The following is a 21,075-nucleotide window of genomic DNA, read 5'->3' as shown; positions in this document are numbered from 1 at the left end:
TCCTAGTGGAGCCTTGTTGCAAAATTGTTCTTCGCGAATTACTCAATGTTCTGCACCTGCTCTCGCATTTGTTCGATCAGCACTTTTATATCGACTGCCGACTGGGTATTGCTGCTGGAAGTGGATTTGGAAGAGAGCGTATTGGCTTCGCGATTGAGTTCCTGCATCAGAAAGTCCAAGCGTCTGCCGATAGGTTCGTTTTGTTTTAATGTGCGGCGCACTTCTGCGATATGGGCTTCCAGACGATCGAGTTCTTCTGCGACATCGCTTTTTTGCGCGAGATAAACCAATTCCTGCGCCAAACGCTCCTCATCTACATCGACTTGCAGAGCGTCCAGGCGCGAACGCAATTTCTCCTGTTGTTGGGCGGCGAGTTCCGGCAAACGCTGGCGCACATCGGTCACCTGTTCAGCAATGGCCTGCAACCGCTGTTCAAGCAAATTCGCAAGCTCCGCTCCCTCTCGGCTGCGATTGTCCAGTAATTGTTGCAACGTTTTGCCGAATAACGCCAAGGCCTCTTTTTCCAGTTCTTCCTGGTCGATTTCGCGCGCTTTTAATACGCCCGGCCAACGCAGAATCTCAATAGCGTTGACGGGAGCCGGGTTGGCGGTCAATTGATTAACCTGCTCCACCATTTTGATGACGTCGCGCGCCAGCTCGTAATTAAAATCAGTGCTCAACCCCGAGGATTCATCCGGTTTGAACGCGAGTACCACATCGACTTTGCCGCGGCCAACCTGATTGCGCAATGTCTCCCGCAGAACCGGCTCAAGACTGCGCAATGCCTCGGACATACGCATACTGGGTTCGAGATAGCGATGATTGACGGTGCGAATTTCGCAAATGAGATGACCCCAGGGATATTGGGCCTCCAAACGGGCAAATCCGGTCATGCTGCGTGGCATTGTGTTCATCCTCGGTCGACAAAGGCTCGATATTAACACATTGGTTTTCGCCTCCTGCTCGTTATAATCCCGCCACATTTTTCCCACTGAAAGGTGCTCCATGCCTCGTCCAAGCGGCCGCGCAGCCGATCAATTGCGCGCAATATCCATCACCCGTCACTACACCAAACACGCTGAAGGCAGTGTTCTGGTCTGCTTTGGCGACACCAAAGTGCTTTGCAATGCGAGCGTGCAAGAAGGTGTGCCGCGCTTTTTGAAAGGCACGCAACAGGGCTGGCTGACCGCCGAATACGGCATGCTGCCGCGCTCCACCGGCACCCGCATGGATCGAGAAGCGGCGCGCGGAAAGCAGGGCGGGCGCACTGTCGAGATTCAACGTTTGATCGGCCGCTCCCTGCGCGCTGCAGTCGACTTAAAGCAATTGGGCGAATACACCATCACAGTGGACTGCGATGTGATTCAAGCGGACGGCGGAACCCGCACTGCTGCCATCACCGGCGCTTGTGTCGCAGTGGTGGATGCGTTACGCCATATGCAAAGGCAGCAAATTCTCAAAACTGATCCACTTCTGGGAATGGTCGCGGCCGTCTCGGTGGGAATTTATCAGGGCGAACCCGTGCTCGATTTGGACTACGCAGAAGATTCTGCCGCCGATACTGATATGAATCTGATCATGACGGACAAGGGCGGCATCATTGAAGTGCAAGGCACTGCGGAAAAAGAGCCTTTTACTGAACAACAATTTCAGCAGTTGTTAGCTCTTGGCAAACACGGCATCCAGCAGTTGTTGACCTACCAGCAGGAAGCGCTTAACCAATAAAAAAACCGGCGGAATTTTCCGCCGGTTTCAATTTTTCCCCATTCCCGTTTTATCTAGCGCGGCTTTCCATAATATCCGGGCACACCTGTGTAAGGCTTGCTGTAATCCGGCACATAGATCTGTATCTGGGTTGCGCGCACATATCCGTATTCGTAGTAACCCAGCACCCTTACAAAGGCGCCGTTGCCGCTGCGGAAAAATTCTGCGCTATCAATCGCCGCTTCACCCTTCTTATAAAGCGTGTCCGGGCCCACAACGATTTTAGTGCCAAAGATAAAGAACGATTGGGTCGACTCCGACAGGAAATAAGCTCCACCCATCAGATCTGCCGGCATTGCCTGCACATCCCGATTGTCCACAGCGATACTGCTAGCGATCACCAGATCGCCCCAGGTGTAACTGGAGATATAAACCTGATCGCCAATGCGCAAATCCCAGAAGTTGATGCGGCGGTCATACTCACCGGTCAAACGGGTATCTGCCTGAACCAAAAACTCCTGATCCTGCACCTTAATTTTGCCAAGCAACCAGTAATATCCCCAAATCGGATACACCTCTTGAATGCTGCCGTAAATCTTAGTGTGCGGCGAGGACAGGATTTTCACTTCCTGCGCAATTAACACGTCGTTAGCGTCAATTGAGCCTATGACACGGACTTTGGCGTTGGCGGTCAAACTCGCCGCATCGCCACCACTAAATGTGGTTTGGGACGTGGTTTTAACCGGCACGGAATCCATGATGAACAAACCGTCCGATTTGGTTTCCTGAATGATTCCGGACAACTCTATGCGCGGAATGTGGCGCAGGTTGCGGTAATCCTGATGGAATGACAGCTCTTCGGCCTCCAGCACCTCGTCTACCACAGAGCCTCGCACAACCACCAAGCGACCATTCGACAAACCAGAAGATGAAGCCACGGATGCATAAGACACCAGTTGGCCGTTAACTACGAAGGTTCTGGCAAAGACATTCAGCTGTTCAACCGAACCGACCAGTTCGGCAAATGAGCTTTCATCAAAACCTATGCGAGTAGCCTGAATCACCCGATTGGCATCCAGCGGTCCGCTGATCGATATGTGTTTGCCAACGGAGAGGCCATGGATGTTCTGCGGCATTATGTCGCTGGCGTAAACCGTGTCGACCAACAGCTGAATCACTTGGCCGAGAACGGAGAGCTGATTGCGCTCCACATCGATCCACTGTATCTCACCAGTTACTCGGGGCTGGTAATGGACTTCATAGGCAACAGGTTCGCCCTCAGCGTTGGTGCCGCCCACAACCGTGACGTAATCGCCGACATTGAGATCGATTTCGGAAGCTGGCTCGCCGCGCACGTAGACTCGCGCCTGGTCGGTGTTGTAATGCACACCGTTGACGATCACGCTACCAAACCCGTTGATAGGTCCAACCACTGATAATTCTGGCTTGGCACCACTGCCGTCTATACCTGCGTATCCGCCACCGCCACCGCAGCTACCTAACAAGACGGCGCACAATAAAGTTCCTGTCAGCCGCTGCCAGTTGAAATATCTGCCCATTGTTAATTACCTGTGTCCCGATCGGATTTTTCTATGGCAAAAACACCTACGCCAAGACGCACACTTGTAGTTGCGTTCGCCCGTTTTTCTGGAACCACCTCACCTGTGGGCGGCTCTGCCACTTCGTGCTCTGATAACCATGCATCCACGCGCTCTAGAAACGCCTGCCCTTCCGCTTCGAGAAAAGCATGAAACGCCTTTACATACCGACTATCTACCTGGTTGTTGCTCGCGCGACGCTCAAACCGCCGCCGATATTTAGAGGTGGGCTTGCTGTCATCCACCACATATAAATTGTGAAAAAGTGTTTCGCCCAGCTCACTGATCACTGAGCCCGCCCGCAACAGCGCCTGCGGATCGCTTTGCGCCGGGAAGTAATATCGGCTCAAAGGCGTCACGCGGTCGTCCTGTTTGGCAATAACACCAACCCGCAACATCTCCTTGAACAACGCCTGACGCGGCACGTCACCACCGAAGCGCCGCACCAGCGACTGAAAACTGCCGTGCTCACCCTCTATAGGTAAAGGCCTTGCCTGATGTTCATCGTCACTGAATTCAGGGTCTCTGTGCCAAGCCGTGAGAATGCGAGTGATGCGGTCCTGGGACGATTGCGCTTCAAGTGCCAGAACATTTTCCTGCAGCAAATCTTTAATGCGCTTGACCTCTTTGCGATCTATCCCGGTAAGCACGGCAATGCGCGAGACGTTAGTCGGCCTGCCGCGAATCCCGTAGTCCTGGGCAGCAGCCTCAACGAAGATGGATTTGCACAAAACCGCAAATTCCTTATAAGTGACGCCATTACGCAGCAATAACATGATGATGGGTTTCATCAAACTTTTGACTGTCGCAATAACGTGCGCTTTGAGATTGTCCGCCATAAACTCCCGGCTACTCCGATGATCCACTCAGCACAAATACCGCTAGCACACTCAGGCTAGGGCTTCAGCTGGATTCGACCGCAGAGCATACCTGGACTTGGCTGCTTAAAGAACTCCTATCCAGATATAAACCGCGCGATCAGATCACCCCTTAAATTAACAACCTTGCACGATCGACTTCGTGCATACCTCTCAATTCGTGAGCAATTTTTGTACGCTGCGTCACGTACTTGCTACAACACAAAAAAAAGAGCGCTCGCAACTGACGCTGCGGCGCCCCAAACGCATTGGACTTCAAGCATAACTTGAAGCCGTCGATGCTCAGCAAATTACATCAGTGAAAAAGCCTTGTCTCTTAACACGCAAGAGAACACCGGAGCAGCACTCCAGCACCGCAACCCCCAAGACTAACCAAGGCTGCGGCATGCGTCCTGCAGGGACCAGCAGCCATGCAGAACACATTCAGACCCAACTAAACCACTATTGGGGAACAATTGCCCAAATATTACCTTTAGGAAGAAGATGTCGACAGCAGGAGAGCTGAAATTTGTGAGCTTATTTGCAAAAACCTCAAGCAGTCGCCCTGTGACAGGGCAACCAAAGAAGGAGGGAAGGGCAGTTAGGACGATTACAGATCTTCTATGTCGTAATCGACAATCACCGGAAGGTGGCTGGAGAAGGTTTGTTTTTTGTAGATCACCGCATATTCCACTTTGCGGCGGATGGATTCGGAAACGATTTGATAGTCCGTTCGCCAGCCATCGCCAACGCCGATCTGGCCGGATGGCCACCAGGAAAATTCATCGGAGTCGCGATTGACCTGGCGGAAGGCGTCTACGTAGCCGATCTGATTGAACAACTGGTTCATCCATTGTTGTTCATGGGGAAGGAATCCTGGGGTGCTCTGATTTTCCTGCCAGTTCTGCACATCTTTGCGCGTGTGCGCCATACCCCAATCGCCGCAAATAATGAAGCTGCGGCGCTTGCGAGTCACTTTGTGGAGCAGGGCCTGAAAATCTTCAAAAAACTTGATTTTGACTTCCAGGGATTCGGTTTCGGACATTGCAGACGGCGCCAACAGTGACCCTATGCTGTAATGCTCGTAATCGACTTGCAGGTAGCGCCCTTCCATATCGACGCCACTGGAAAAACCCAAACCGTAGATCAGCGCTTTGGGTTGATGACGAGTGTAAATGGCAACGCCGTTATAGTGCTTGATACCGGAGTCGAAAAAATAGGCGAAATAGCCGGGGGGATGGAAGACCTCGTGATCCAGTTCGGATTCAAGGGCACGCAAATCCTGCAGGCATACAACGTCAGCGTCCTGATCTGCCAGCCAATCAAACAAACCACGCTGGGCCGCCTGGTGAATACCGTCGACACTGAGAGTTATGATTCGCATGATGGCCCCTTACAAACGGACTGTGTATCATACCGATGTTTTAGCATTATTGTTAATAAGTACCGTTTTTTAAGCACCAAACAATACAGCTTCCACGCATTTCGCTTTGAAGTCGTGCAAAGGAAAGGAGGCCGAATAAAATGGATTTTGATTGCCATCAAAGTGGCTGAGTCCCCATAAGGATAGCCTCAATTTCCGGCCAAGCTAAATCGGTTCGAACTCCAACCTCAACCGCTACTTAATTCCACAACTGCCACAAAAGTTGCATTTTCCCACAAATCATCCAGATCTAAGAACGGGTTTTATGAAAGAGTACCAAAAGCGATTCATTCAGCTGGCATTACAACACCAGGCATTAAAGTTCGGTGAATTCACGCTCAAGTCCGGACGCAAGAGCCCTTATTTTTTTAATGCCGGGCAATTCCAGACCGGCGCCGCCTTAGCGGAACTGGGCCGGTTTTATGCCGCAGCCTTAGTAGATGCCGGAATCGAATACGACATGCTTTTCGGGCCGGCCTATAAGGGCATTCCGCTGGTTTCCACTACAGCTGTGGCGCTAGCTGATGGTTACAAACGGGATGTGCCCTATTGCTTCAACCGAAAAGAAGCAAAGACTCACGGGGAAGGCGGGACTCTAGTAGGGGCCCCCCTGCGCGGACGGGTGGTGATTGTAGACGATGTGATCACAGCAGGAACAGCGGTACGAGAAGTGTTGTCTATTATCTCGCAAGCCCAGGCGCAGCCCGCAGCTATACTGATTGGACTTAATCGCCAAGAACGCGGACAAGGAGCCTTATCAGCGATTCAGGAGCTTGAGCAAAGTACCGGGGTTCCCGTTGTGAGCATCATCAATCTTGAGCACATTTTGACGTACCTGCAGGAGCAGGGTGATCCCGACATCGTGAACCGAATTGCAAATTATCGGCAGACTTATGGCTCGTTATAGAAATCACATTGTATGGCCGTTTGGCCGCTTGCCCGTGCTGGCGGCGCTATTGTCACTGGCGGTAACTTTAAATGTTGCCGCCGATACCAGACAGAACGAAATCTACGAGTACACCAACAAACACGGCGGACGGGTAATCAGCAATACCATACCGCCTGAAGCGATTCGCACTGGGTACAAGGTCCTTAATAAAAGCACCCGCGAGGTCATCCGAGTCGTCCCGCCCGCTCCCGATCCGGAAGTACTGAAGCAGCAGGAGGCTGAGCTTGCCGCGCTGAATGAGAAAAAAGCGCGCTATGAGGAGCTGGCCAAACGCTACAGCTCAGAGAATGAGATTTACGCGGCGCGCGACCGCAGATTGGCGCAGGTCGATGCCAATATTGCAATTCTGCGCAGCAATATCGGCAATATCAGCAATCACATCGAAAGCTTGATGAAAAAAGCGGCGGAAATCGAGCGAGCGGGCCGAGAAGTTCCCCGCCAGCACTTAAAGACGCTGGAAGAAACCCGTGAGGAACTGCGCATCGCTCAAAGCATGTTGCAAGAGCGGGAGCGGGAACATAACGGGATTCACCAGGAATACGAAGAGATGGTGGACTTATTCCGTTGGGGACAAACCCTGTTCGCCAAGAAGTAAAAGGATCAGCTAGCTCAGGCCGGCTCAGCAATACATCCCTTGACTAAATAGGGCCATTGCTCCGTCCAGCCAGTGGTGGGCGCCACACGGAATTGTCCGCGCACAAACTGCGCGATTTTTCCCTCTACCACAGCCAGCCAGAGATTGACGGTCGCACTGATGGATAACTGCAGACTGATACTTTCCCGCAGTTCCGCTTCACGCAGAATCTGCCGCAAATGCGTTTCCAGGCGATCAAAAAACTGTACGACCCGGTGATGAAGACGTTCGGTTTCCCCCGCCAAGGCGTCGCCGGTCAATATTCTTGTGATGCCCGGATTGCGCTCTGAGAAAACCAATAAAAGGTTGAGAATTTTTTCACACTTCTCAACGCCTGACGTTTCGGCTTCGGAGCTGATGATATTTACCCGGGCAAAAATTGCCTCCTCGATAAATTCAATCAAGCCTTCAAACATCTTGGTTTTGCTGGGGAAATGGCGATAAAGCGCGGCTTCAGAAACACCGACTTGTTTGGCCAGGGCTGCAGTTGTGATGCGAGCTCCGGGGCTGGCCTCCAGCATATGTGCAAACGCTTCAAGGATTTGTTGGCGTCGCGGCTTCTTGTTTTGCGTGGAATTCATGTATAGCGCTCAAACGTCTAGTGTCGCCCCGAAACATACCCGGCTCCTGCGGGTGCGCCGTTCGGAATGGTTAATCGCTCCAACTGACTGGCCGAACCCTGCCTGCCCGCCTGCATTCAGCTGGTTTATGCTGATTTTCCCTGTCGCTTCCCAAAGCTCTTATTCTCAACTCTTCTTTTATATCAGAGCCACAGGCACACGCGCGGGGAGAACAAGTCTCCGCGCGCGCTAAATACTTAATCGTGATCCTTGATGAGTGTCTGGCTTTAGAGTTGGTAAAAACTCACCTTATACCAGCCGGGATTCTTGGGCATTTCCAGCGATCCTACAAAATCCCGGAATTCCCTGAGAAATGAAATGTCCTGCATTGGAAAGTTCTCATCCGTGAGTTTTATAAAGACCGGTGTGTAATGACACCAAAATCATCGTCGCCTATCCTAGCCCCAATCTTATTACCCTTCAACTATTACTATAAAAAATTCAGTTTAATTTTTATTGGTTATAAGCGTTCCTACACCGGCATCGGTAAATATTTCTAGCAAAATTGCGTGAGGAACTCGCCCATCAATAATGTGAGCGCTTGCTACGCCAGATTTTACAGCGTCCAATGCGCAGCGAATTTTTGGCAGCATCCCACCGTAAATAGTGCCGTCTGCGATTAATTCGTCCACTTTCGCGGTGGTTAAACCGGTCAACACTTCTCCCGCCTTATTTTGTAAACCGGAGACATTGGTCAACAGCATAAGCTTTTCCGCCTGCAATACTTCGGCAACCTTGCCCGCCACCAAATCGGCGTTAATGTTATAAGAAGATCCGTCCGGACCTACGCCAATGGGCGCAATCACCGGGATAAAATCACTTTGCACCAATAAATCGATCACCCTGCGATTGATTGCCCGGACTTCTCCGACATGGCCTATATCAATTATTTCGGACACCTGCATTTCCGGCGATTTACGAGTGACTTCCAGTTTGCGCGCCTGGATGAGATTTCCGTCTTTACCGGTTACACCAATCGCCTGTCCGCCATTGCGATTAATCAAACTGACGATCTGTTTATTCACCGTTCCACCGAGCACCATTTCCACCACATCCATAGTGGCGCTGTCGGTAACACGCATACCATCGACAAAGCTGGACTCGATATTCAATTTTTTCAGCAAATCACCAATTTGTGGACCACCGCCATGCACCACGATTGGATTCATGCCAACCAGTTTCATCAAAACGATATCGCGAGCAAAGCTGTTTTCCAGCTCTATGTCCGTCATTGCATTGCCGCCGTACTTAACCACAATGGTTTTTCCGGTAAAACGCTGAATATAGGGCAGCGCTTCTGTTAATACCTGCGAAATCTGCAATGCATTTTCAATTGTGCTAGTCATGTATATTCCTGATATAAGCGTTAAAAAATGACAGGCCCATAAAGGGCCTGTTGATATTGTTCTTTGTGTAAATCTGTATTTACCAACGAATTTCCACAGAGGAATCAATTTTGCGAATTTCTCGCGTCAGCAATGCTTTGAGCTGATGAATTTGTTCTTCGGTTTCCGCTTCGAAACGCATGGTAATTTCGGCTCCCGTATTGGAGGCCCTCACCAGACCCCAACCAAACGGATATTCCACCCTTAAACCATCCAGCGTAATGACTTTTGCGTCTTCGAATTCACCCTCTGCAATCAGTCTGCGGATAAGGTCAAATTTTACCTCCTCTGCAACGGGAAAACGAATTTCCGGAGTTGCACATAACGGAGGAAATTCGGCAAAAATTTCATCGAGGTCTTCATCGCGCAAACTCATGATTTCAATCAGACGAGCTGCCGCGTACATGCCATCATCAAAACCGTACCAGCGATCTTTAATAAAGATGTGGCCAGAATATTCACCGCCCACCAATGCTCCGGTTTCCAAAACTTTGGCGCGCATGGGTGCGTGGCCGGTCTTCCACATAATAGGCCGCCCGCCATTGCTGCTGACTACCGTATTTAATTGACGCGAGCTTTTTACATCGAACACCACATCAGCGCCGGGATTGCGCGCAAGTATATCCTTGGCAAACAACATCAGCAGGCGATCTGGCCAAATGATCTGACCAGATGGTGTCACCACTGCGAGGCGATCGCCATCACCATCAAACGCTACACCGAGGTGGGCATGAGTCTCTTGTACTTTCTTAATCAGATCTTGCAAGTTGGCTTCAACTGACGGGTCAGGACCGTGGTGCGGGAAATTGCCGTCGAGATCGCAATACAAGGGTATAACTCGGCATCCCAATTCCTCAAACAGGCGCGGTGCAACCTTACCGGTTACACCACTGCCAGCATCTATAACGATGCTGATATCGCCCGCCAGGGCGATATCGGAAAAAATCGCATCGACGTAACGGTCGACAACATCAACATTTTCCTCACTGCCAATTCCCTGGCGAAAATCCTGTTTCATAATCCGTGTCCGTACCGCTTTAATATCGTCTTCGGTACGCACCTGTCCTTTCATCACCACTTTAAAACCGTTGTATTCAGCGGGGCTGTGGCTGGCTGTTACGATCACGCCGCTGGAAGATTCTTCCAATACCTCAGTAGCAAAATACAACAAAGGCGTGGGTACAGTGCCGATATTGATAACCTTACAACCGGTACTCAAAACTCCGCGAATTAAATTTTCAACCAAAATCGGACTGTGCGTTCGCGCATCGCGCGCAACGATTAAAGCTTTTTCCCCTTGCTCCAAGGCCTCACTGCCTAAGGCTTTGCCGATGAGAAGAGCTAAATCGTTATTGACTTCTTCCGGCACTTTGCCGCGAATGTCATAAGAACGGAAAATATGATCCGGAACTGCTGCTGCAGTTGCATCCGTCCCATTCAGCTCATCCGGCAAATCAATATCCAGAACATCATCGGACTCAGGTTCATTATCCAAGCCCAACAAATCTTCGTCTTCCTTCAACAACATGACTTCACGAATATCGCGCTCTTTCGGCACATTCGCACTTTCCCGCGGTTCCCGTCCCATACGAATGCGCGTTTCTTCCAGAGCCACTTGTTTGCGATAAATCTGTCTGCCAATAGCCAGACCGACTAAAGCAAAAAATGCCATAGAGGCCAGCGATATGACTGCACCAACCAACACAAGAAATGCGTAATCAATTTGCGTAGATTCAAACAACTTTTCCGATGCAGTAAATTCCACCTGCCAGGGTGAATCCGGCACATTAATTGTTCTTGCTTTATAAACTGTGCCTTTGCCAAACGAGCCTATTAATCGCGGAGTTTGGTTGAAGGTCTGATACAGACTGATTTTGCCGAGATCCTCAATTCCTTTGCGCATGCTTTGATGAATTTCATCCATCGGCAAAGTCACCAGAATGGTGCCCAATACGTCCTTCTGCGGATCCTGGGGAACGGGCACCACAATATTGACGCGCCATCCGCCGCCAATATCCAGCGCTTCTGGCACCACTTTTTCCCGCTGTTCCGCCTTTTTTATGATTTCAACTTCGGCAAAGCGCAAAGGCGGATCACCATCGAGATCTACTTTGGCTTCGCCGGTGCGAAAAATTCGTATTGCCTGCGCGCGCGGGAAGCTATTTCGCAGGGCTTTATCGATCTCCAGCAGTCCCACGGGATCCCGATAAGTCAGCGCCGTCGCCAAACTGCTGCTCTTGGTGAAAAATGCGAGTTTTTCGTAGGCAGCGTGCATATAGTTGGCGACATTAGCAGCTGCGACACGCGCATGATGTTCCGCGAAAGTTTCGAGCTGGCGATGGCGCTCCTGCACCACATATTTTTGCCAGGCAATCAACCCTCCCACGGCATTGATGGCTAGGCCAAGCAAAATACTCAATACCACTGCACTGGTAATAGGTGAGCGCGCCAAAAGCTGGCGAATTTTTGTTAAAGGGACACTCAGAATACTGGTTTTTAACTCTTTTTTATTTTTTTTCTGTATGTCTTTTATTAAGGGTGAAGCCACACTAATTTCCCCGCGATGCTTTGCTATTGCGTTGCTCTAGGCGCTTCGCGATGTCCCGCACAAGAACTTTCGCCAGTTGTCCTTTATCCTGTTCCGGATAAGCTGTTTCACCGTTGGCATCCACTATCCAAACAGCGTTGCGATCACTGTTAAAACCTATGGTTGTATCGGAGACATCGTTTGCTATAACGATATCCAGATTTTTCCGCGACAATTTATTTTTTGCATGCAGCAAGAGGTTTTCAGTCTCCGCCGCAAACCCGACTACAAATGGCCTGGGTGTTTGCGCTGCAACCGCTGCCACTATGTCCGGATTTTTTTTCAAGCTCAGTTGCAGCTCCTGGTGATCTTCCTTTTTGATCTTCTGCGCCGACACTTGCATCGGCGCATAATCCACAACGGCCGCGGCCGCTATAAAAATGTCAGCGCTGCGCGCAGTTTCCAACGAGTGCGTCAACATTTGCTGCGCTGTTTCAACTCTTACGGTCTTCACTCCAGGCGGATCTGGCAAGCTGGTGGGGCCGCTGATCAAAATCACATGCGCCCCCGCATCTCTTGCGGCAACGGCCAAGGCGTAACCCATTTTGCCCGAGCTGTGGTTGCTGATATAGCGCACCGGATCCAAAGGCTCGCGCGTAGGCCCGGCCGTCACCACCACCGTTTTGCCACTGAGCACATCGGGCTCAAAAAAGTCGGCAACCTGTTGGGTAATATCCGCAGGTTCCAGCATTCTTCCCGCGCCTACATCTCCACAAGCCTGCTCCCCCACGGCCGGCCCCCAAATCCGGATACCGCGAGCCGCCAGAACAGAGCAGTTATGACGTGTCGCCGCGTTGCGCCACATCGCCTGGTTCATTGCCGGTGCCACCGCAATGATTGCTTCGGTCGCTAAACACAGCGTAGTCAACAAATCGTCCGCATGCCCCGTTGCGAGCCGCGCCAAAAAATTAGCGCTGGCGGGCGCCACGAGAACCAAATCCGCCCATTTGGCCAGCTCTATATGGCCCATTCCGGCTTCTGCATCCGGATCCAAAAGGCGAGTATGCACCTGCTCTCCTGTCAGAGCTTGAAATGTCAGGGGTGTAATGAAGGTCTGGGCGCTGTCTGTCATCACCACCTTTACTATGGCTCCCTGCTTGCGGAGTAAACGAGCCAGCTCCGCAGCTTTGTAAGCCGCAATCCCTCCGGTAACACCGAGAAGAATTTTCTTGTGCAATAGACTGATCATAGGAGCAGGCACCCAAAGCCGAAGATCGATATCAGTTACCGGCCAACCGCCACGCGCGCGCGGGCTTCCAGCTTGCTTTGACCGGCTCGGTACAATACCATTTTGACCACTTTGCGTCCTCATTCTGAGCATTGAGGCACTTCAAGTGTTGACCCGTTAAAGGAATAACGATCATGTCAATCAAACATTGGCCAACCTGCGAACGTCCCCGCGAAAAACTGCTCTCCCACGGCGCTTCCCACTTATCCGACGCCGAGCTTCTCGCCATCTTTTTACGTACCGGCTGCCCCGGAAAGTCCGCAGTCGATCTCGCACGCGATCTGTTGCAGCGCTTCGGCGGTTTGCGGGGGTTATTAGAGGCCGAGCAAAAGCTGTTTTGTGAAGCCCGGGGTCTGGGGCAGGCAAAGTTCGCACAGCTACAGGCGGTGTTGGAAATGGCGAAGCGCCACCTCGCGGAACAGCTTGTGCGCGAACATGTATTCACTAACGTAGACCATGTGCGCAGTTTTCTCACTGCTCAGTTGCGCCATAAAGGTCATGAAGTATTTGCGGCGCTCTTTCTGGACAACCAGCACCGCCTGCTGCAATACCGTGAGTTGTTCCACGGGACTATCGACGGCGCCAGCGTCTATCCTCGGGAAGTAGTGAAACAAGTGCTGCAATTGAACGCCGCCGCCGTGATCTTTGCCCACAATCATCCTTCAGGTGTGGCCGAGCCCAGCCAGGCGGACAGACATATCACGCAGCAGTTACGCGATGCTCTCGCCCTGATCGACGTGCGGGTATTGGATCATTTCGTCGTTGGCGATGGCGAGATCACATCCTTTGCAGAACGCGGTTGGATTTGACACAGGTTGGTTGCCATTCAACCATTGTTCTGGTATAAAACGCGCCTCTTTTCGGCCGTCGACCGGTAAATTGTCGAAACTTACCCTGATGCAATGCGCCAAGCCCCCGAGGTTTGCCCTGCTGTTGGCCGAATCGCCCAATCATTCCGCAGACCGCATTGGCGCTCGGATGGGGTCATGCAGGGATCTTGTCGATCCCCAATAAGCGATACAGGTTTAATTTACGAGGCAGGACAATGTCTAGAGTATGTCAAATTACCGGTAAAGCCCCGGTAACAGGTAACAACGTTTCTCACGCAAAAAACCACACCAAGCGCCGTTTTTTGCCAAACTTGCACACTCACCGTTTCTGGGTTGAATCTGAGAAGCGTTTTGTGAAATTGCGTGTATCCGCCAAAGGTATGCGTATCATTGATAAAAACGGAATCGACAGCGTGTTGGCCGATCTCCGTAAACGCGGCGAAAAAATCTAAGCCGTCTTTATTGCAGGAGATTATCCGATGAGAGAGAAAATCCGACTGAACAGCAGCGCTGGCACAGGTCACTTCTACACCACTACCAAAAACAAGCGCACTATGCCGGAAAAAATGGAGATCAAAAAATACGATCCCGTTGTCCGCAAGCACGTTGTTTATAAAGAAGGCAAAATCAAGTAATCCCAAAAACCCGGCTTCTGCCGGGTTTTTTATTTCACCCCCAAGACTCTTCGTTCACTCACCCTCTTCCTTGTACACTGGATGAATTTCATCCAACTCCTGCTTTTTTTCGGAGATCAGTTGTGCCCGAACTACCTGAAGTCGAAACCACCCGGCGCGGGATCTCACCCCATATTCGCGGCCGCACCGTTGAGCGAGTCGTGATTCGCCACAAACAATTGCGCTGGCCGATCCCCGACGATTTACCAAAAAAAGTCATAGGGCAGCCGATTCGCGATGTTTCCAGACGCGCCAAATATCTCTTGATCCACTTCGACCACGGCTGCGCCATCTGGCATTTGGGCATGTCGGGCAATCTGAGAGTTCTGGCAGGAGAATCACCTCCGGGCAAACACGATCACGTCGATTGGGTATTGAGCGGTGGCGTGATCCTGCGCTTCAACGACCCGCGCCGGTTTGGCGCACTGGTCTGGACCGAAGACGATCCCAACAGTCATTTTTTGCTCGACCACCTGGGACCAGAGCCTTTAAGCGATGACTTCGATGGCGAGTATTTATTCCAGGCAACGCGCAAGAGCCAGCAAAACATCAAAACCTGGCTGATGAATGCCAGCAATGTAGTTGGGGTGGGAAACATCTACGCCAACGAATCCCTGTTCGGCGCCGGGATTCACCCGCTGAAGGTTGCGCGAACCTTATCTCGGCCGCGATGCGAAAAGCTCGCGGCAGAAATCAAAAAAGTGCTGGCCCGCGCTATCGAACAAGGCGGCACTACCTTAAGGGATTTTGTCGGCGGGGACGGTAAACCTGGATACTTCGCACAAGAGTTAAACGTCTACGGACGCGGCGGTGAGCCCTGTAAAACCTGCGCGAAACCCTTGATCGAAAAACGGGTAGGGCAGCGAACGACCGTGTATTGCAACGTCTGCCAAAAATAAATCGGAAGGAATAAAAAAAACCCCCAGTGGCCTTGGGGTGAACCACTGGGGTAACTAATGTGTACGGAAGACTCCGCACACCGTAGGCACTGATTTGGAGTAGCCCCAAATCCCTAAGTTCAATTTTTCAACAGCTCGCCGAAGAGCGTTAGTCAGGGCAAAAAAAAGCCCGGTTTGTTTCCAAACCGGGCACCAACAGGTTGTACCTTGGGACTACATCCATAAACAATTCACTAGGAGCGTTACCTGGGTCTCTCGCTACAGTTACCAGGCACAGGTTATGACTGAGCCCCCAAGAGGAAGTTCAACACAAAACCAAATTATTTTTGTTGGCCTGTTAATGAGCCTCGTCCCAATTGTCCCCGGCGCCGACCTCCACCAATAGCGGGACTTTCAATTCCATCGCAGATGACATGAGCGCCGCCACTTCTTTGCGGAAACGCTCCACATCGCCCGTAGCCACTTCAAAAACCAATTCATCATGCACTTGCATGATCATTTTTGCGTCGCAATCGCCGTTCTGTAGCCAGCCATCCACTGCGATCATGGCTCTCTTAATGATATCTGCCGCCGTCCCTTGCATAGGCGCATTAATCGCCGTGCGCTCCGCCGCCTGCCGGCGCGCCGGATTGCGGTCGCGAATTTCCGGCAAATACAAACGGCGCCCGCCCAAGGTTTTTACGTAACCCTGGTCTGCGGCTTCTTTGCGGGTTTCGTCCATATAGCGCTTCACACCGGGATAGCGCTCAAAATACAGATCGATATATTTCTGCGCTTCGCCACGCCCTATGCGTAGCTGTCGCGCCAAACCAAACGCCGACATGCCATAGATCAACCCAAAATTAATGGCTTTCGCGCTGCGCCTCTGATCTGCAGTTACTTCTTCCAAAGGAACACCGAACACCTCTGCCGCCGTTGCGCGGTGGACGTCGAGGTTATGGCTAAAGGCATAGAGCAGCCCCTCGTCGCCCGACAGGTGCGCCATAATGCGCAGTTCGATTTGCGAATAGTCCGCCGCCACTATGCGATAACCCGCAGGCGCCACAAACGCCTGGCGGATACGGCGGCCTTCCTCGGTACGAATCGGAATGTTTTGCAAATTGGGATCCGTAGAAGAAAGGCGACCCGTTGCAGCGACTGCCTGATGGTAACTGGTATGAACCCTTCCGGTTCTGGGGCTGATCATCTGCGGTAGCTTGTCGGTATAGGTCGACTTCAGCTTCGCCAACCCGCGATATTCCAGCAGTACCCGCGGCAACTCGTAGTCGTGAGCCAGCTCCTGCAATACTTCTTCCGCAGTGGAGGGAACACCTGTCGCGGTTTTTTTGGTTACTGGGATTCCCTGTTCTTCAAATAGAATCTGCGCAAGTTGCTTCGGTGACGACAAATTGAATTCTTTGCCCGCTAAAGCAAAAGCTTGATGCTGCAACTCCAGGATCTTCTGCGCCAGCTCCTCGCTCTGTTTTGCCAGCGCCCTGGCGTCCACCAATGCGCCATTGTTTTCCATACGGCATAAGACGCCGAGCAGAGGCAACTCAATCTCGGTGAAAACCTTAGCCAATTCCGGAATCGCTTCCAGCTTCGGCCACAGAGTTTGGTGCAGACGCAGGGTGATGTCGGCGTCTTCGGCGGCATAAGGCGCAGCTTTTTCCAGCTCGATTTGATTAAACCTCAGCTGTTTTGCGCCTTTGCCGGCGATATCTTCAAATTCGATGGTTTTATGCTGCAGATGAGAGGCAGCGAGGTTATCCATGTCATGGCGGCCAATGGAGTTCAGTACGTAGGACTCGAGCATGGTATCGAAGGCAATACCTGTGAGCTCAATTCCATGATTTCGCAGAACATGAGCGTCATATTTCAAATTTTGGCCCACTTTTTTGTAGCGCGGATTTTCCAATATAGGTTTGAGAGCACCCAAAACCTGCTGCTCTGACAACTGCGCAGGTGCGCCCAAATAGTCATGCCCAAAGGGGATATAAGCCGCCTTGCCGGGCGTCACCGAAAAAGACACCCCCACGACCCGCGCGTCCATATAGTCGAGCGATGTGGTTTCCGTATCGAAAGCAAAAAGTTCTGCGCTGCGCAGCTCTTCCAACCAACGCAAGAATTGCTCTTCTGTCAAAACCGTTTCGTATTCGACCGATACAGGTGGAGTTGGGGCAGGAGGCGCAACATCAGGCTCTTCTGCTATAGCGCTGTTACTTTCCAGCTCGGTTACCCAGGACTTGAATTCAAGATCCTTAAAAAGAGCCAAAAGCGCTTGTTTGTCCGGCTCACCGGGAATCAAATCCGTTAAATGGAGTTCCATTTCCACGTCGGTTTTGATGGTGGCCAGACGGTAGGAAAGAAATGCCTGTTCTTTAAAGGTTTCCAGCTTGGCACCGAGGGATTTGGCTCCGCGAATGGGTAAGGTCGAAACCCGCTCGATATCTGCGTAGATATTTTCCAGCCCGCCCAAACCTTGCAGCAATGCGACCGCCGTCTTCTCCCCGACTCCCGGAACACCCGGGATGTTGTCGACCTTGTCACCCGTCAGCGCCAGATAATCGACTATGAGTTCTGGCGGCAAACCAAATTTCTGAATGACCCCCTCTCGATCCATGACGGTTTCCGTCATGGTATTCACCAGGGTCACATGATCGCAGACCAGCTGCGCCATATCTTTATCGCCGGTGGATACCACCACGTGACGCTCCAACTCGCGCGCTTGGCGGGCGAGGGTTCCTATAACGTCATCCGCTTCAACCCCCTCTATGACCAACAACGGAATTCCCATCGCCTTGATGATCTGGCAAATGGGCTCAACCTGTGGCCGCAACTCTTCCGGCATAGGAGGGCGGTTAGCCTTGTAGTCCGCAAAGATGTCATCCCGAAAGGTCTTGCCCTTCGCATCGAATACCACCGCCAGAGGGCTATTGGGGTAATCCTTGGCAAGGCGGCGAACCATATTGATCACGCCTTTTACTGCGCCAGTCGGCATGCCTTTGGAGTTGGTGAGCGCGGGTAACGCGTGAAAAGCTCGATAGAGGTAACTGGATCCATCTACCAGCACGAGTGGTGGGACTTGATTCATCACAAATAACCATCGGAAACGGCGGGAAGGGCGGCAGCATAACCGATCTGTTACCGATTTTTTATCGAAGAGCCCACATCCGTGTTACCGAGTGGTTTCTTATAACCAACGGCTTTTAAAAAATGAAAAATTCGTCAACGCGAATCTTAAAAGTCGGGTAACACTTTTACTTTGTTACTGCGAATAAAAAACAATCAATTTTTTAAATCCATATAAATCAACATGATAACAGAAATTTACGAATTTTTTTCCACTTCGACTTGCAAACGCTTCCTTTTTTGTTACCATTAGTAACGTAAGGTAACACAAACCCTTACACGACATGTCGACCACCCATATCGACATTCGGTATCCAACCACCTTAAGAGGACCACACATGAACAAGCTTGGTTTTCTGCTGCTTGCCGCTCTTGCGTCTAAAGGCGCTCTGGCCAGTGAGGTTGGTGCCCCATTTCCACAATTAGCAAATACCACCGCCGTCCTGGCTGTTGCAATTGCGGAGACTGGCGCCAGCTCCAGTCTGGCTGTTGAAGCCAAACCCGAAGTCGTAGAAGAGGCTGCACAGTACATCCCTTTGCACACCTACACCGAAAATGCTCTTGAAGAGATGGCGGTAAATTTCGAGCAACGAGTTTTGCAAGATTTAGAGGCCCGCTACGCAGGTCGCTGATCGCCACCGCTATCACCGAAAGACGATAGCGGTACTTCTTCCCTAGAAACGCTACATGCTGAATGTGCGTTATTTGTTTAGCCCCTCCGGTTCGCTGGTATGGGGCTTTTTTTTGCTGCTACACTGGCCGTCCAACTCGCTTTAAAGCTGGATCATGCCTGTTTTTTATCGCTTTTTTTTCCCCCTCCTTTTAACGGTATTTACAGCCGACATCTGTTATGCAGCTTTGGATGATCTCCCTTTAATCGGCGACAAATTCCCGGTTACCGTTTCCGCCAATGGCAATAAAACCTTGGCAAAAGAATTGGAAGAAGCGCTCAAAATTCAGCGCAAGGAAAGCGCCGAATTTCAAGCGATTAAACGCTTAAGAGCGGCGGGGCGTTTTGACAGGGATGTGATTGTCCGCTGGTTGCGCTCTGAGGGGTATTTTGTCGGGACTCTTAATACAACGTTTGACGACGGGCGAATCTATCATCAGGTAACACCAGGCCCTCGTTACCGGATCGAGCGGCTCACCTTAAATTTTCCAGCGGATGTAGCGCCTCCCGAGATGAATAGCCTGCCTATACGCGAAGGCGCCCCGCTGCGCGCAGAGGATGTATTGGCAGGACAGGATTTCGTGCGCGACTTTGTGTTGGATCGCTACTGCCTTTATGAAGTGGCTGTTGACTATGACGCGGAAGTCGATCACCGCACCCAACAAGCCTTTGTTACTTACACACTGGCTCCCAGCCCTAGCGTGGTGTTTGGTGAAACTCAGATTTCCGGTGTTACCTCGTTGGAAGAGGATTACCTCCGGCTTTATCTGACCTTCGGCAAGGGCGCTTGCTTTAAGCGCCGGCAAATCGAATTGAGCCGTCTGGCGCTACTGCAAACCAATTTGCTGACACGGGTTGATGTCACGACTTCGCCACCGCAAAACGGTGTAGTCCCCATCGCATTCGAGCTGACCGAACGCAACCACCGCACTTTAAAAGCGGGCATAGGTTACGACAGCAATATAGGTCCCGGCCTGACCCTGGGATGGGAACATCGCAATTTGTTCCACCGCGGTCAGCGGTTGGAGACGGAAGCCAAAATTTCCGAAATCGAAAGGGGGTTGACCGGCGAGTTGACCGTCCCGCACTTTCGCCGCAAAGGTCAGACACTGGTTCTGCACAGCGAAATTACCCATGAAGTGCCTGATGCTTATGAACGCACGCTTGGCGAGGTAGGGGCGAGGCTCAGCCGCGAACTGAAGCAGAACTGGACGGGCAATATCGGCACAGTGCTGGAATTCAGCCGCACTATCGAAAACGAGCAGAAAAAAGATTTTGCACTCTTGTCCTTCCCGGTCGGGGTCGATTTTATTCACACCAACGACCTTCTCGACCCCCGTTATGGCTGGACTTTCGGGGTGCAGACCCGCCCCTTTATCAATCTGTACAACACCGGCACCCGGTTTGTGAAAACGACTTTTGTCGCGAGTGTGTATCTAACGGAAAGCGATTGGAAACTGCAGCCAACCTTGGCAATGCGCGCAGCGACCGGAACCATTACAGGTGAAAGTCTGGAAGCGGTGCCCGCTGCGCATCGCTATTACGTCGGTGGCGGCGGTTCTGTCCGGGGATACGCGTATCAAGCGGTGGGACTGTTAACGGATGGGGAACCGGATGGGGGTTTATCCTTTGGCGAAACGTCTGTTGAGGTCCGTCTGCGCCTTAGTAATTCGTGGGGATTTGTGGTGTTCGCTGATGGCGGATATGCCTATCCTGATAAAAATCCAAGTTTTGGTGAAGATTTTCTTTGGGGGGCCGGGATCGGGATTCGCTATTTCACATCGTTTGCACCCATTCGATTTGATGTAGCGACGCCTCTGAATAAACGTACGATGGAAAAAGATGGGGTCGCTGACGACAGCGTGCAAATTTATATCAGCATTGGACAAGCATTCTGACGATGTGG

18 protein-coding genes are annotated in these 21,075 nt (G+C 51.5%); 9 read left to right on the top strand and 9 right to left on the bottom strand.

The window, feature by feature from the left end; translation table 11 throughout:
• Positions 1-38: 38 nt before the first annotated feature.
• Entirely contained in the window at positions 39-905 is an 867-nt protein-coding gene (locus DWB84_RS11910; RefSeq protein WP_187410011.1) for a YicC/YloC family endoribonuclease, read from the bottom strand.
• Between the two features lie 100 nt (positions 906-1,005).
• Between DWB84_RS11910 and rph the strand changes: the two genes are divergently transcribed.
• The gene (gene rph / locus DWB84_RS11905; RefSeq protein ID WP_187410010.1) at positions 1,006-1,725 is read left to right on the top strand and encodes a ribonuclease PH; all 720 of its coding nucleotides are present in this window, start codon (positions 1,006-1,008) and stop codon (positions 1,723-1,725) included.
• 53 nt (positions 1,726-1,778) lie between these two features.
• On the opposite strand, the gene DWB84_RS11900 is transcribed toward rph, so the two are convergent.
• The 3 genes from DWB84_RS11900 to DWB84_RS11890 all read right to left on the bottom strand — a co-directional run bounded on the left by DWB84_RS11900 (position 1,779) and on the right by DWB84_RS11890 (position 5,543).
• Positions 1,779-3,263 carry a DUF5666 domain-containing protein gene (locus DWB84_RS11900; RefSeq protein ID WP_187410009.1) on the bottom strand — a complete coding sequence of 495 codons (1,485 nt, stop codon included), beginning with the start codon at positions 3,261-3,263 and terminating at the stop codon, positions 1,779-1,781.
• 2 nt (positions 3,264-3,265) lie between these two features.
• A complete protein-coding gene (locus DWB84_RS11895; protein WP_187410008.1) occupies positions 3,266-4,141 on the bottom strand; it encodes a DUF6502 family protein in 876 nt (291 codons plus the stop codon).
• Positions 4,142-4,769: 628 nt separating this feature from the next.
• Positions 4,770-5,543 (bottom strand): exodeoxyribonuclease III, encoded by a 774-nt coding sequence (locus tag DWB84_RS11890; RefSeq protein WP_187410007.1) that lies wholly within the window; start codon positions 5,541-5,543, stop codon positions 4,770-4,772.
• A gap of 304 nt (positions 5,544-5,847) precedes the next feature.
• On the opposite strand from DWB84_RS11890, the gene pyrE reads away from it, so the two are divergent.
• Complete coding sequence (pyrE, locus tag DWB84_RS11885) at positions 5,848-6,489, top strand: orotate phosphoribosyltransferase (RefSeq protein WP_187410006.1); 642 nt, start codon at positions 5,848-5,850, stop codon at positions 6,487-6,489.
• Positions 6,476-7,126 carry a hypothetical protein gene (locus DWB84_RS11880; RefSeq protein ID WP_187410005.1) on the top strand — a complete coding sequence of 217 codons (651 nt, stop codon included), beginning with the start codon at positions 6,476-6,478 and terminating at the stop codon, positions 7,124-7,126. The genes pyrE and DWB84_RS11880 overlap by 14 nt, the downstream gene beginning before the upstream one ends.
• A gap of 14 nt (positions 7,127-7,140) precedes the next feature.
• Here the strand turns inward: DWB84_RS11880 and slmA are convergent, their stop codons facing one another.
• The 4 genes from slmA to coaBC form a co-directional block, all read right to left on the bottom strand.
• On the bottom strand, positions 7,141-7,746 hold the full coding sequence (slmA, locus tag DWB84_RS11875) for a nucleoid occlusion factor SlmA (protein WP_187410004.1): 606 nt from the start codon (positions 7,744-7,746) through the stop codon (positions 7,141-7,143).
• A gap of 485 nt (positions 7,747-8,231) precedes the next feature.
• On the bottom strand, positions 8,232-9,131 hold the full coding sequence (gene argB, locus DWB84_RS11870; protein ID WP_187410003.1) for an acetylglutamate kinase: 900 nt from the start codon (positions 9,129-9,131) through the stop codon (positions 8,232-8,234).
• Between the two features lie 79 nt (positions 9,132-9,210).
• Positions 9,211-11,718, bottom strand: a complete 2,508-nt coding sequence (locus DWB84_RS19385; RefSeq protein WP_370589707.1) for a phosphomannomutase/phosphoglucomutase — start codon at positions 11,716-11,718, stop codon at positions 9,211-9,213.
• A gap of 1 nt (position 11,719) precedes the next feature.
• Positions 11,720-12,946 (bottom strand): bifunctional phosphopantothenoylcysteine decarboxylase/phosphopantothenate--cysteine ligase CoaBC, encoded by a 1,227-nt coding sequence (gene coaBC, locus DWB84_RS11860; RefSeq protein WP_187410002.1) that lies wholly within the window; start codon positions 12,944-12,946, stop codon positions 11,720-11,722.
• Positions 12,947-13,119: 173 nt separating this feature from the next.
• Between coaBC and radC the strand changes: the two genes are divergently transcribed.
• The 4 genes from radC to mutM all read left to right on the top strand — a co-directional run bounded on the left by radC (position 13,120) and on the right by mutM (position 15,388).
• Positions 13,120-13,794 (top strand): DNA repair protein RadC, encoded by a 675-nt coding sequence (gene radC / locus DWB84_RS11855; protein ID WP_187410001.1) that lies wholly within the window; start codon positions 13,120-13,122, stop codon positions 13,792-13,794.
• A 236-nt stretch (positions 13,795-14,030) separates the two neighbouring features.
• The gene (rpmB, locus tag DWB84_RS11850) at positions 14,031-14,267 is read left to right on the top strand and encodes a 50S ribosomal protein L28 (protein ID WP_187410000.1); all 237 of its coding nucleotides are present in this window, start codon (positions 14,031-14,033) and stop codon (positions 14,265-14,267) included.
• A gap of 27 nt (positions 14,268-14,294) precedes the next feature.
• Entirely contained in the window at positions 14,295-14,450 is a 156-nt protein-coding gene (gene rpmG, locus DWB84_RS11845) for a 50S ribosomal protein L33 (RefSeq protein ID WP_187409999.1), read from the top strand.
• 122 nt (positions 14,451-14,572) lie between these two features.
• A complete protein-coding gene (gene mutM, locus DWB84_RS11840; protein WP_187409998.1) occupies positions 14,573-15,388 on the top strand; it encodes a bifunctional DNA-formamidopyrimidine glycosylase/DNA-(apurinic or apyrimidinic site) lyase in 816 nt (271 codons plus the stop codon).
• Between the two features lie 337 nt (positions 15,389-15,725).
• Here mutM and polA read toward each other — a convergent pair whose 3' ends face one another.
• Positions 15,726-18,461: a DNA polymerase I gene (gene polA, locus DWB84_RS11835; protein WP_187409997.1), complete on the bottom strand. Its 2,736-nt coding sequence runs from the start codon at positions 18,459-18,461 to the stop codon at positions 15,726-15,728.
• Positions 18,462-18,837: 376 nt separating this feature from the next.
• Here polA and DWB84_RS11830 point away from each other — a divergent pair, with 376 nt between their 5' ends.
• A complete protein-coding gene (locus tag DWB84_RS11830) occupies positions 18,838-19,131 on the top strand; it encodes a hypothetical protein (RefSeq protein WP_187409996.1) in 294 nt (97 codons plus the stop codon).
• A 226-nt stretch (positions 19,132-19,357) separates the two neighbouring features.
• Entirely contained in the window at positions 19,358-21,067 is a 1,710-nt protein-coding gene (locus tag DWB84_RS11825; RefSeq protein WP_187409995.1) for an autotransporter assembly complex family protein, read from the top strand.
• The last annotated feature ends 8 nt before the right edge of the window (positions 21,068-21,075 follow it).

The organism is Saccharophagus sp. K07 (assembly GCF_014336955.1).
GTDB lineage: Bacteria > Pseudomonadota > Gammaproteobacteria > Pseudomonadales > Cellvibrionaceae > UBA5868.
This window is presented reverse-complemented; position numbering and strand designations above follow the sequence as displayed.